10 protein-coding genes and 1 other RNA gene are annotated in these 13,050 nt (G+C 60.6%); 7 read left to right on the forward strand and 4 right to left on the reverse strand.

Annotated elements, in window-relative coordinates:
* Positions 1–4: 4 nt before the first annotated feature.
* Entirely contained in the window at positions 5–1,366 is a 1,362-nt protein-coding gene (locus OA90_RS20170) for a GH1 family beta-glucosidase (RefSeq protein WP_068416474.1), read from the forward strand.
* 53 nt (positions 1,367–1,419) lie between these two features.
* On the opposite strand, the gene OA90_RS20175 is transcribed toward OA90_RS20170, so the two are convergent.
* Positions 1,420–2,490 carry a serine hydrolase gene (locus OA90_RS20175; protein ID WP_082837168.1) on the reverse strand — a complete coding sequence of 357 codons (1,071 nt, stop codon included), beginning with the start codon at positions 2,488–2,490 and terminating at the stop codon, positions 1,420–1,422.
* A 232-nt stretch (positions 2,491–2,722) separates the two neighbouring features.
* The gene (locus OA90_RS20180) at positions 2,723–3,517 is read right to left on the reverse strand and encodes a thymidylate synthase (protein ID WP_068416477.1); all 795 of its coding nucleotides are present in this window, start codon (positions 3,515–3,517) and stop codon (positions 2,723–2,725) included.
* Positions 3,518–3,663: 146 nt separating this feature from the next.
* On the opposite strand from OA90_RS20180, the gene ssrA reads away from it, so the two are divergent.
* The 4 genes from ssrA (at position 3,664) to OA90_RS20200 (ending at position 5,257) form a co-directional block, all read left to right on the forward strand.
* Positions 3,664–4,033: a transfer-messenger RNA gene (ssrA, locus tag OA90_RS20185) on the forward strand.
* Positions 4,034–4,208: 175 nt separating this feature from the next.
* A complete protein-coding gene (locus tag OA90_RS20190; RefSeq protein ID WP_068416480.1) occupies positions 4,209–4,793 on the forward strand; it encodes an SspB family protein in 585 nt (194 codons plus the stop codon).
* Between the two features lie 20 nt (positions 4,794–4,813).
* Positions 4,814–5,023 (forward strand): DUF4169 family protein, encoded by a 210-nt coding sequence (locus OA90_RS20195; protein WP_068416483.1) that lies wholly within the window; start codon positions 4,814–4,816, stop codon positions 5,021–5,023.
* 6 nt (positions 5,024–5,029) lie between these two features.
* Positions 5,030–5,257: a ribbon-helix-helix domain-containing protein gene (locus tag OA90_RS20200; RefSeq protein ID WP_068416486.1), complete on the forward strand. Its 228-nt coding sequence runs from the start codon at positions 5,030–5,032 to the stop codon at positions 5,255–5,257.
* 2 nt (positions 5,258–5,259) lie between these two features.
* On the opposite strand, the gene OA90_RS20205 is transcribed toward OA90_RS20200, so the two are convergent.
* Positions 5,260–9,051: an AsmA-like C-terminal region-containing protein gene (locus tag OA90_RS20205; protein WP_068416489.1), complete on the reverse strand. Its 3,792-nt coding sequence runs from the start codon at positions 9,049–9,051 to the stop codon at positions 5,260–5,262.
* Between the two features lie 170 nt (positions 9,052–9,221).
* Positions 9,222–10,637, reverse strand: a complete 1,416-nt coding sequence (locus OA90_RS20210) for an FAD-linked oxidase C-terminal domain-containing protein (RefSeq protein WP_208986219.1) — start codon at positions 10,635–10,637, stop codon at positions 9,222–9,224.
* A gap of 111 nt (positions 10,638–10,748) precedes the next feature.
* Here OA90_RS20210 and OA90_RS20215 point away from each other — a divergent pair, with 111 nt between their 5' ends.
* Together OA90_RS20215 and OA90_RS20220 are read left to right on the forward strand one after the other, a co-directional pair.
* Complete coding sequence (locus tag OA90_RS20215) at positions 10,749–11,261, forward strand: thioesterase family protein (RefSeq protein WP_068416616.1); 513 nt, start codon at positions 10,749–10,751, stop codon at positions 11,259–11,261.
* Between the two features lie 139 nt (positions 11,262–11,400).
* Positions 11,401–13,044 carry a chloride channel protein gene (locus OA90_RS20220; protein WP_068416494.1) on the forward strand — a complete coding sequence of 548 codons (1,644 nt, stop codon included), beginning with the start codon at positions 11,401–11,403 and terminating at the stop codon, positions 13,042–13,044.
* The last annotated feature ends 6 nt before the right edge of the window (positions 13,045–13,050 follow it).

The raw sequence follows: 13,050 nt of genomic DNA on the forward strand, positions 1-13,050 counted from the left end.
CCCGATGGCACCGAACAAAGAGCTGGCGCAGCGCTTTCCCAAGGATTTCCTTTTCGGCGTTGCGACCGCCGCCTACCAGATCGAAGGCGCAACAAACGAGGACGGCCGCAAGCCGAGCATCTGGGATGCGTTTTCGAAGATGCCCGGCCGGGTTTTTCAACAGCATTCCGGCGATGTCGCCTGCGATCATTATCACCGGTGGGAAAGCGATCTCGATCTTATCCAGTCTCTTGGGGTCGACGCCTACCGCTTCTCCATTGCCTGGCCCCGTATCCTGCCGGACGGGCGTGGCACCGTGAACGAGAAGGGTCTCGATTTCTACGATCGCCTCATAGACGGCATGGTGGAGCGTGGCATAAAGGTCTATCCGACGCTGTATCATTGGGATCTACCGCTGATGCTTGCCGGGGATGGCGGCTGGACGGCCCGCAGCACGGCCGAAGCTTTTGCCGACTACACGGACGTCGTTGTCCGGAGGCTTGGCGACCGGATGGACGCGCTGGCGACCGTCAACGAACCCTGGTGCATCTGCCATCTGAGCCATCTCTACGGAATTCACGCCCCCGGCGAGAAAAGCACCGAGGCCTTCGCGGCGGCCGTTCACACGCTCAACCTTGCCCACGGGCTTGGCGTTCAGGCGGCCCGGGCGGTCCGGCCCGACCTGCCCATGGGCATAGTGATCAACGCCCATTCCGTCTATCCGGCAAGCGAGACGCCGGAAGACAGGGCAGCGGCCGAGCGTGCCTTCGAATTCAACAACGGCATCTTCTTTTCCCCGCTCTTCAAGGGGACCTATCACCCGGACATCCTGTCGGCCTTTGGCGACAGCATGGACATCCGCGACGGCGATCTGGACATCACCAGCCAGCCGCTCGACTGGTGGGGGCTGAACTACTACACGCCCCTGCGCGTCGCTCACGATCCTGCTGATGCAGCGGACTACCCGCAAGGCCGCACCATCGCGCCCGAGCCGGGTCCGGACCTTACCGATATCGGCTGGGAGGTTTACGAGAAGGGACTTTCGGACCTGATGAAGGACCTTTATGCGCGCTACCAGCTGCCTGACTGCTACATCACCGAAAACGGCGCCTGCTACAATGATGGCTTCGTGGACGGCGTTGTCGACGATCAGCGCCGGATCGACTATCTCGAAAAGCACTTCGGCGCGATTGCAGACGCCCGGGAAGCCGGCGTGCCTGTAAAGGGCTACTTCCTCTGGAGCCTGATGGACAATTTCGAATGGGCGGAAGGCTACCGGATGCGCTTCGGCATCGTTCATGTCGACTATGAAACCCAGGTCCGCACCCTGAAAAACAGCGCGCTCTGGTACCGGGATCTTCTGGAGGTGCACAAGGCAGGCGACTGACGCTTCCGCTCGACAGTGGTTCAGATCCCCGAGACCTGCCACCGGGACCGGCATTATGCGGCGCGCAAATTCGCCAGAATGATCTCGCTCCACACCCGGGTCGGAGCAACCCAGGCATCCCAGACGTTGTAATTACCCGAAAAGATCACAGCAGCCACATCCGCCTCTGGACAAAGCCAGAGCCGTTGACCGCCATTGCCAAACCCGGCGACCCACGGCACCGGGCCGCCGAGCACAGGCACGGGCGCCTGACCGCAGAACCAGAAATAGCCGTAGTCCAGACCCTCGCTGGTCGCGATCACCGGTCTCAGTGATGCGGTGATCCACGCTTCCGGAATAAGCCGGTGTCCCTCGCAAATGCCGTTGTTCAGAACCAGCCGACCGATTTTCAGAAGATCTGGCGCGGTCAACCGCAGGCCGGAGGCGGGCGAGTGGGTTCCGTCCGCTCCCGCGGCCCATTCGAACCGTGTGATGCCCAAGGGGGCAAACAGCACCTCGCGGGCGAATTCGGGCAGATTCTTGCCCGTGCCCCTCTGCAGGATCGCACCGACCAGCGCGGTCGCGCCACCGCTGTAGATCCAGCGCGTTCCGGGGTCCGCGACGAACGGGAGCTCCAGGATATAGCGGTAGCGATCAGCGGCCTGTTCCATTGCGATTTCGCTGTTGAGCGGATCCGTGTAGGGACGGGTCTCGTCCCACTCCATGCCGAGGGTCATGGTCAGTGCATGCTCGACGGTCAGGCTCTTGCGTTTCGGATCGGTGGCCAGATCCCCGTACTCCGGAAACAGCTCCAGGATCGGCGTGTCGATCCTCGGAACCTCGCCGCGTTCAAGCGCAATACCGTAAAGCAGGCTGACAATGCTCTTGGTGACGGAGCGCAGGTCGTGCAGCGTCTCGGCCTCGAAACTCACCTCGCCCAAAGGCTTGCCCCAGGTCTCGTCCGGACCGGTTCCGTAGCTCTCCAGAACGGTCTCGCCTCCCCGCTCCGCCAGCACCGCATGAAGATGCGGCAGCAGCCCGGCTTCGACTCCCGCGCATAGTTTGCGGCCCATCACAGGATCGAAACCACGTATTTCGGCAGCGACGGCGTGGGGAGACAGGGAAACGTCGTTTGCAGAAACCATCGCTCTGAAATCCTGTTGCCGGAAATGGCGCCAGAGTGCCACCCGACCATGCAAAATTCCAGTGCCTTCCGATGAACGGCGCTGTTGGCTCGTACACCAGCCTTGACCTTCAAGAGGCAGGAACCGCCATGCTGGTCATGGCGTCACATCACCACCAAGGAAACAAAGAAAAAGTGAGAGCCCAACACATTTTCACTGACGAATTCAACAGGCTCTGCAACCAGCAGAACAATTAAACCGCGATTGGTGCGGAAATATGCGGGTGCGGGTCGTAACCCGTCAGCTCGAAGTCCTCGAATTTAAACGCGAAAAGATCGGTGACGTTCGGGTTGAGCTTCATCTGCGGTAAAGCCCGAGGGGAGCGTTTGAGCTGTTCGCGCGCCTGGTCGAAATGGTTCGAGTAGAGATGCGCGTCGCCGAGCGTGTGGACGAAATCGCCCGGCTGCAGGCCCGTGACCTGGGCGATCATCATGGTCAGCAGCGCGTAGGAAGCAATGTTGAAGGGCACGCCGAGGAAAACATCCGCCGAACGCTGGTAGAGCTGGCAGGAGAGCTTTCCGTCCGCCACATAGAACTGAAACAGGGCATGACAGGGCGGCAGGGCCATCTCGTCGACCAGTGCCGGGTTCCAGGCAGAGACGATCAACCGGCGGCTTTCCGGATTGGTGCGGATCATGGTCAGGAGGTTGGCGATCTGGTCGATGGACCGCCCATCCGGCGCCGGCCAGGAGCGCCACTGATAACCGTAGACCGGGCCGAGTTCGCCGTTCTCGTCCGCCCAGTCGTCCCAGATCCTGACACCGTTTTCCTTGAGGTAACGGATATTGGTGTCGCCCGCGAGGAACCAGAGCAATTCGTGAATGATCGACCTCAGATGCAGCTTCTTGGTCGTCACCACCGGAAAGCCCTTCGAAAGATCGAAACGCATCTGGTGGCCGAAGAGGGAGCGCGTACCGGTTCCCGTCCTGTCTCCCCGGTCAACGCCCTCATCGAGGATTTTCTGCATGAGATCGAGATATTGCTGCACGGCGCGGCCCTTCTGGCGGTTTCAGGCGGAACGGGTCCAACTTCGCAGATTTTTTCAAAAACGCAGCCCCTGCCCGCGTCTTTCCCCAGATCCTGCCGTTAATTGTGGATGAGCTTCACCGGCAAACCAGTCTCTCACCCCGCAAGCCTCTTTCATTTCAGGTACGAACGCCTTATATCAGGCGTGCTGGTTCGCCAGCTATGGCAATAAATGGACAGTGCAATAAGCCTATCGGACCCGGGGGCGGTACCCGGCGCCTCCACCCAAGCCCACGGGCTTTTCCAGCGGAAAACCTGTGGGTTTCGGCGGGGGCGAAATAGGATCGACGAGGGTGTAAAGACTGCGCTTTTGCCCGGTATTGTACCACCGTTATCGGGCTTTCTTAATAGTTGCAAATGACAACTATGCTATGGACAACGCTGTCGCTGCGTAATGCAGTGCCGGTAGTCCACTAAGTCCCGTAGGGTAGCACCTTCAGGCGGGGTTCGGAGGCACCTGGCAACAGAAGCCTCCACTCAATTTCCAAGACAATCGTGAAGACGTGAGCAGCCTTGCCAGCCGGAGTGCTATAATATCAAAGATCAGGTGCATTTATCTGGTATCACTTGGATAAAGAGCCTTTTCTTTTTCATCCCGGACCGTCAATGTGGATGCGATAGATAAGATTCCCATCGAGATATGACGAAAACTGATGTCTGAAGACCTTCTGCGATACGACATATTGATACAGGACGCGTTGCGTGGCGCGGTCAAAAAGATTCTTGCCGAAGTCGGACGCACCGGTCTTCCCGGCGACCATCATTTCTACATCGCGTTTGATACCAATGCGCCGGGTGTTCGCATTTCCCCGCGTCTCAAGGAACGTTATCCGCAGGAAATGACGATCGTGCTTCAGCATCAGTTCTGGGATCTCGCGATCGGCGAGCATGCCTTCGAAGTCGGCCTTTCCTTCGGCGGCGTGCCGGAGAAGCTGCTTGTCCCCTATTCCGCCATCAAGGGATTCTTCGATCCTTCCGTCCAGTTCGCACTGGAATTCGACCCCGGCAAGACGGCGGAAGAATTACCCGAGGAACTGCTGGAAGCCGTGGAGGAACTCGCCAAGGTGGAACAGGAACACTCCGACAGCGACGCCAAGCAGGACGGCGTGGAAGACGGCAAGGAAGTTGCAGTTTCCTCCAAGCCAAAAGGCAAGAAGGCCAAACCCGTGGCGGACACGACCGGAAACGACGGCGGCGGCGAGGTCGTTTCACTGGACGCATTCCGCAAGAAGACCTGAATTTAGCCGGAGTGACACTCATGAGCGCGGAGATCATCAATCTGCGCATGGTGCGCAAACAGAAACAGCGTCAGGACAAGGACAAGGCGGCGGAGGACAACCGGCGCAAGTTCGGACGCTCCAAGTCTGAGCGGGAAGCCGCCCGCAGGCGCAGGGACGATCTGGAAAAACAGGTCGACAGCCATCTCCTTGACACGCCCCCCACCCCCGACGACAACGGCGCTGCGTAAAACGCCATGGCGCTCGTAAAACGTTCCCTTTCCCTGCATGGCCACCGGACCAGCGTGGCATTGGAAACAGAATTCTGGGACGTGGTGGACAGATATGTCGATGAAGAAAAATGCTCTCTCGCCAGCCTGATCGTCGAAATCGACGACAACCGCGACCCGGACGATCCGCTTTCCTCAGCGGTCAGGGTCTGGGCCTTGAAGCAGGTTGAAAAGACGGCACACACTCACGTTTGATATTACCGGGATGCGCCCGGCAGAACCATCGGTCCGCCCACATCCCGCGTCAGCAGGTCTTCGATGGAAATCGGCGGATCGAGCGGCGGCAGGCCACCGGCCGGTTTCTGCCCCGGCACTACCCCGGCTGGTTCAGAATCCTCGATAAGCGCGCGGATGCGCTCCGTTAAGGGCACAGAACCGGTGTGACCGGATTGCTCCTGTTCCCGGGGCTCAGCGCTGCCCTGCCTCGGCAACACCGTGTTTTCCGCCTCCGAAGCCCCGCCCTGACTGTCGTCGGAAGGCGCGTTTTGAAGCTGCAGCAGCCGTTCTTCTTCCGCGGCCTTCGCGGCGGCCTGACGTTCCCTGCGTGCTTGCTCTTCCCGCTGATGCTTGAGTTCGCGCGCCAGCCGGTCGCGCTCAAGGATCTCCGCCTGCAGTTGCTCCACCCTCTCAACTTCCTGCTCAAAGGCGCGCAGGGTCAGGTATGCGGTGAAAGGGCTTATATCAACCCGGCGCGAAGGTGCTTCAACAGGACCTTCGAAGAGCAGTCCCACTTGAGGTTCCGCTCCGGTCACCGCATCTTCACCCGGATCGACCTTGACCGAGAAATCGGCATCCAGATCATAGGTTCCCAGATCCACTTCGGCGGATCCGAAAATTTCCGCCTTGCCTGAATCGACCACGACATTGCGGGCGCTCAGGCGGCCGCCAACGAGTGTCAACGTACCGTCCACGCGGTTGAAGGGCAGATTGCCGGCGGCCATGTGGCTGACGAATATCTCGCGGATTTTCTCGTCCTGAAGATCGAGACCGGAATCGACCGCTCGCGTGACGAGTTGGAACGCCTGGGGATTGACGCCCCTGAATTCGCCGTTCTCCATCGAGAAGGTTCCACCGCCGCCAAGGCCGGCGACAATCGCCGAGATCGAACGGCCTACCCCCTCGAACTCAAGAAACAGATCTAGCGAGCCGGAAGCAATCGCCCGGCTGTCCGGCCGCCATACGAGCTGGCGCAGGTCGGCTCCCTCCAGCTTCACCCGGCCGGACGCAGCCGCTTCCGCATCGGAGCGGCGCAGCGACAGACTGGCTTCCAGCGAACCGCCCGAGAATGCACCATTGAGCCCGTCAAGGCGCAGGAGCATAGGCGTGATCCGCAATTGGGCGCGGACATTGGTTATTTCCGTTTCGTCATCGACAAGGAGCCGGTCAGTCCGGAAATCAAAACTCAGGTCCACGCCGTCCGGAAGCGGCGAGCCGAAGGGAGCGGAGGGCCAGTTGCTGGTGCCATCGCCTATGGAAAACCATTGATCCGGCCCCAGAACGAGTTCGCTCAAGCTGCGCAAATCCGCTTGTGAAACCGTGATTTCTCCTGAAAAGCGCCGATTTCGCTCCCCCGGTGCCGGTTGAAGGTCGCCTTCCAGACTCCCCTCGAACGAGGTCTCTCCAACCTGCCCGGAGGCATTTGTCACCTTGAGGACGCTGCCGATGCCTTCCAGGTCCACGCTGACTTCGGCCGGCAGCGTTCCGGCCATGACAGGAAGAACCCGCCCGGCCATCAGGGCGAGCGGCGCAAGATCCTGCGTGTTCGCGGCCACCTTCATGCGGAACTGCGGCTCACTCCCCTCTTTCAAGGTAAGCGTCCCCTGCGCACCGATTTCCGAACTGCCGACCGACGTTTCAATCTCAAGGGCAAGACCGTCAGATGGAACGCCCTTCGCCATGACACTGAGCTTGCCGCCATTGTCCGCATCTATGGGGATCACGCTAAAGCCAAGCTGCTGCAGCAGCTTGCCGCCGTCCGGCCCCTGAAGCCCAACCGCCATATCAATCTCGGCGTTGTGCCAATCATCGACGCGTCCTTCCAACTCGGCCCTGACGGAAGCATCCGCACCGCCCGCCGAACCTTCCAGACTGAGCGTCATGTCGGTGCCGTTCCCCACAGCGGCGGCGGTCAGATTGGCATCGAATCTTGCCGGCACGAGACTGGCGGCGGCTCTTCCCAGACGATCGACAAAGACGGTCTGGGGGAAAAACCCGCCCGCCAGTGCGACGAGACCGGACAGGTCCCGGGCATCAAGCGTTCCGGAGACCGAGCCCTCGGGAGCGGAAAACAGGTTCTGGATCGCCCCCTGCACGTCCAGACGGGCACCCGCCAGATCTTCGGCGAACAGCCGGTCGATCCGGACACCGCCGTCGGAATATTCCGCTTCCAGGGCGAGGCCTTCCCCCTCCACACCTCTTGCGCTCACCTGTTTGGCGCGCAGACGCACCGACACGTCGAGACCCGTCGGATCTTCAGCATCACCGGATGTCGAACGGTCCGGCTGGACAAGCCCGGCAAGCTGCTCGACCTGATCCAGATCCAGCTTGTCCGCGTCGAGGCTGAGCGAAAATACAGCATTCCCGGAGCGCGGCTTGCGATAGGAAAGACCGCCACGTGCTTCTGCCCCGGAAAGCGTCAGGCGTAGATTGTCCAGGGCAGCACCTTCCGGAAGCAGACTGAGCCGTCCTTCCAGCGAGACCGGGTCCAAGGCCTTGACGCCGGTATCCTTCTGCGTCCACCAGCTCAGGAACGAGCCTGGCTGGTCGGAACTGATGGAGACCGCTCCCCGGTATGTCAGTGCCGGTTCGAGACCCAGATCGCCTTGTGTGGCTACAGTGGTCCTGCCCGGCAAGCGCCCGGCGAGGCGGGCGACCCGCCAACCGCCAAGCATGGTTTCCAGATCGAGGCGCACGTTCTGGATAATTCCGCCACCGGCCACGACCGCCGGAACATCCATGGAGATCGCGCCGTCGATAGGCGGCAGCGGCACGGCCCTGAGCGCGGCAATCAGCTGTTCGCCCGCATTGTCGAGATCAACGGGTTCCTGGGGCCCGCCCCCGAACAATCGATCGAGGTCAACCTGCTTTGACTGCGCCCGGATTTCGAAACGCTTGTTGCCGGCATAATGCAGATCGGCGTTGCCGGTGACGCTGAGCCGCCGGTCTTCCGGACCATATCGAAATTCGAATGCAGGCACCGCAACCTCGGCGATATCCGCCGTGAACTGCCCCTCGGCGGTCCAGCCCGGTCCATCGTCATCCTCCAGGGAGATGGAGGCGATGTTGAAGTCACCTGCGAAGGTGGGCGCCGCGTCCGACTGGTTCAGCATTCCGTCGAAAGCGAAATTCACCGGCATGTCGGTGGGCGTGATTTCTCCCTTGATCCGCAGCCCCGTATCGTCCTGCGCCCTGCCGGTCGCAAGGCTGATATTATAAGGGGACCCTTCAATGGAGAGGCTGCCTGCGGCCTTGAACGGCCCGGCGAGCGAGCGGGCACTGACGGACAGATTGCCGTTGTCGACCTGGTGAACCTCACCCGATCGCGCGTCGACAATCGACAACGCGCCGTCGCGGATCGAAACTTTCTCGAAAGCGACATCGTCCGGCGGCAGTTTTGTCAGCGCACCGTCGGATGTCATGGCGGTCAGCCAGTCCAGCCGTCCGTCTTCATCCAGTGACAGGGAAAGTTGCGGCCGATCCAGTTCCATGTCGATGACACGAATTTCGCCTTTCAGAAGCGGCGACAGCTCGATCCGCATGTTGAACTGGGAGACCACCAGAAGCGGGTCCTCGGCTTCTCCGACACGGACGTCGGAGAAACTGATAGACGGCGCAGGCAGAAGCCTGAGGTCGGCTTCGCCGAGCACCGTCACGCGGTGCCCCAGAACCCGCTCCGCATAACTCTCGAATGTGGACCGGTAAACCGTCCAGTCGATAAAGAACGGCCCCACCAGCGCCGTGACCAGCACCAGTATGACGGCTATTCCCACAGTGATATAGACGGAGTTCAGGCCTTGTCTCCTTGTTCTCCAAAGTCACCGGAAACCTTACCGGTCAGCTTTACCCGATCCCTGCTGCAGTGCAAACACGGCTCGGGCAAACCCGCCGGAGAAACATCCGCTGAACAAATCAGCGTTTATCGAACTGATTCGATACAATATCATGACTGCGGCAGGATCTTGCCCGGATTCATGATGTTGTCAGGATCGAGCGCTTGTTTTATGGCGCCCATGACTTCAAGCGCATCGCCGTGTTCGCGGCGCATATATTTGGCTTTACCCTGCCCGACGCCATGCTCGCCGGTACAAGTCCCGTCCATCCCGATGGCCCTGATGGCCAGCCGTTCGACGAAGGCTTCCGTTCTGCGGACTTCTTCCGGCTTGTTCAGGTCGACAAGGATCTGAACATGGAAGTTGCCGTCGCCCACATGGCCAACGATCGGGGCGAGAAAGCCTTCCCTTGCAATATCTTCCGCAGTTTCACTGACGCATTCCGCCAAGCGGGAGATCGGCACGCAGACGTCCGTCACCATGATTTCCGCTTCCGGCTTCAAGGTCTTGCCCGCCCAATAGGCGTCATGACGTGCTGTCCAGAGCTTCGTGCGTTCCTCGGCGGCAGTCGCCCAATGGAATGGCCCGCCGCCGAATTCCTCGGCAATCTGGGAAAACATTTCGGACTGTTCGCGCACACTGGCTTCCGAACCGTGGAACTCCAGGAACAGGGTCGGCGTTTCGGCGAGATCAAGCTTTGAATAGGTATTGCAGGCCTTCACCTGCAGAGTGTCCAGCAACTCGATCCGAGCGACGGGAATGCCCATCTGGATCGTTGAAATCACGGCATTGCAGGCCGAGTTGACATCGGGGAACGGGCAGACGCCTCCCGAAATTGCCTCAGGTTGACCATGCAGACGCAAGGTCAGTTCGGTGATGACGCCGAGCGTTCCTTCCGATCCAACGAAAAGCCGGGTCAGGTCGTATCCGGCCGAGGATTTCTTCGCCCGGCCGCCTGTCCTGATGATCTGCCCGTCGGCGGTCACGACCGTCAGGGCGAGCACCACATCCTTCATCGTACCGTAGCGCACCGCGTTCGTGCCTGAAGCCCGCGTCGCCGCCATGCCGCCGAGGCTGGCATCCGCCCCCGGGTCGATAGGGAAAAACAGGCCGGTGTCCCGGAGATCGCTGTTGAGCTGCTTGCGGGTTACCCCCGCCTCCACCCGGCAGTCGAGGTCTTCCGCATGCACTTCCAGAACGCGGTTCATCCTGGACAGGTCGAGTGAAACCCCGCCGAGCGGCGCGTTCAAATGGCCTTCCAGCGAAGATCCGGCACCGAAGGGAATGACCGGCACCTTGAGGGCAGCGCAAATGCGCACCGTTTCCGCCACCTCTTCCGTGCTTTCGGCAAAGACCACCGCGTCCGGCGGCTCGTTTGTGAGCCAGGTCGTGGTGTGTCCATGCTGTTCGCGAAGGGCTGCGGATGTGGCGCAACGCTCGCCGAAACGCTCCTTCAACTCGGCAATCGCCTGGGAAATATTGCGGTTCTGGTCGTCGGTTAGGGGCGAATGCTGAGCGCGTGCCATTTCCGGCATGTTTTTTCCTCCTGTCGCGCGGTTCTGGCCACGCTTTGAAAACCGAATATGTTAGCAGACACTGAAAAGGTCAAAGTCAAATCCGGCGATAAGGGTACGGTCATGGAAAAGCTTAGAGAGAACGGGACAATCGATACCCGGGAAGCCCAAGCGCTACAAAGCGCGGTCATGACTGTCAAGTCCGACTGGATCGACTACAACGGTCACTTGAACATGGCCTATTACAATGTCCTGTTCGATACCGCGCTCGATCAGGTCTGCGAGCAGCTCGGTCTCGGACCCGACTATGTGAAGGCTCGCAACGCATCCTATTTCACCGCCGAGGTGCATGTCTGCTATCTGCGGGAACTGGAAGCGGGCATGCCGGTCACGGTCAACCTGCAGCTCATCGACTTTGACGCCAAGCGCGCGCACATCTTCCAAGAGTTGCGCCACGCCGAAGAAGGCTGGCTGTCCGCCACATCCGAACAGATGAGCCTCCACGTTGATTTGAACACAAGGAAGGTCGCCCCCTGGCCGGAAGACATCCGGAGCAGGTTCGCCGCGCTTTTAGAGGACCATGCCCGGCTTCCCCGCCCAGAAAGGGTCGGACGGCGTATCGAAATACCGCGCTAGGGCGTAAACTCATAAACTGAAGACGACAAAAAGTGAGCGATTTCCGAGCGAAAACAGGAGGGCGGGCTGTTCATTCGCGCCGACTCGGGCACAATGACATCCAATCACGTTCACGCCCTATAAAAAGCAACCGTGACTGATGCGCAAAATAATAGAAACCGCCGCTCAGCTCCCAGACATTCTCATCAGCTGGATTACGCCCAACGTGCGCCAGTTCCGTGCAGGACGGATGCAACTTGTCTGGGTACTCGCCGTGTTCATCGGCGCGCTGGTAGCTCTCGCCGCGATTGCCTTCAGGACCGCGATCGGCCTCTTTCAGTGGCCCTGGCTGCGCACGACGACCGAACTGACCATGCAGGCCGCGGCGCTCCAGCCCTGGTGGGTCATCCTGCTCGCTCCGGCTGTAGGCGGTCTGATCGTTGGCTGGATATTGCATAGGTTTCATCCCAATCAGCGTGCAGGCGCTGTCGCCGACGTGATTGAGGCGAGGGTTCACGGCGGGCGCGGCCTGCCGCTCGGCGCAGGTCTGTGGTCCGCCCTGGTGACGGCAATCTCGCTGGGCAGCGGCGCCAGCGCGGGCCGCGAAGGGCCGGTGGTGCATCTGGGCGCCACCCTGGGCGCCGCAGTCTGCCGCTATTTCCGGCTGCCCGATACCTCCCGCCGCATTCTTATTGCCAGTGCCGTCGCGAGCGGCGTTTCTGCCTCCTTCAACGCCCCTATCGCAGGTGTTCTCTTTGCACACGAGGTTGTCCTCGGTCACTATGCGGTCTCCGCTTTCGTGCCGATCGTGCTTGCCTCCGTGATGGGAACGCTTCTGTCGCGCCTCTGGTTCGGCGATGTCGCCGCTTTCGTGATCCCGCAGTACGAGATCACCTCCTATCTCGAAATCCCGGCCTTCGCGCTGTTGGGCCTCACCTGCGCGGCAGTGGCGATCCTTTTTCAGTTCGCCTTGATCGGAACCGACTGGACTGCCCGCAACATCACGATGCCCCTTTGGCTCCGGCCTGTCATCGGGGGCCTCGCGGTCGGGGCAATCGGCATTTTCTTTCCGGGCATTCTGGGTGTCGGCTATGACGCCACCGACATGGCCCTGAAACACGAACTCACCATCACCACGATGCTATCACTGCTGGTGGTCAAAGCGGCCGCCACGTCGATCACTCTGGCTTCGCGCTTCGGCGGCGGAATATTTTCACCGTCCCTGTACCTCGGGGCCATGACCGGTGGCGCGTTTGGCCTCATAGCCGCGTCGGTATTCCCGGAAATGGCCTCAAGCCACGGGCTGTATGCAATACTCGGCATGGGAGCCGTCGCCGCTGCCGTGCTCGGCGCGCCCTTCTCCACGACGGTAATCGTGTTCGAACTGACCGGCGGCTACGCTCTGTCCATTGCCCTCCTGCTAGCTGTTTCGATCGCCACCGGCCTGACCCAGGCCGTTCACGGCAAGTCCTTTTTCCACTGGCAACTGGGTATGCGCGGCTGCTTCGTGAACGAGGGAGTGCATCAGTTCCTCAGCGAGTCGGTAAAGGTCGGCGATTTCATGGATCCGCCACCGGAGGCGGAAGAAGACCGGGTTTTCAATCCGGGGGAAGATGGACCGTATCTGCATGACACGGACACATTGGAAAGCGCTCTGAAAAGCTTCGACTCCTGCGGCAAGGCCTCCCTGCCGGTGGTCCGCAAGGGCGATGCCAGGCAGATTATCGGAATCGCCCGTCACGTCCGGGCGCTGCGCTACTTCAACGCCGCCCTGATCAAGGCGACCAAGGAAGAGCACCAGTAGACTAAT

The sequence above is a fragment of the Labrenzia sp. OB1 genome, from assembly GCF_001624695.1.
In the GTDB taxonomy this organism is placed as follows: domain Bacteria; phylum Pseudomonadota; class Alphaproteobacteria; order Rhizobiales; family Stappiaceae; genus Roseibium.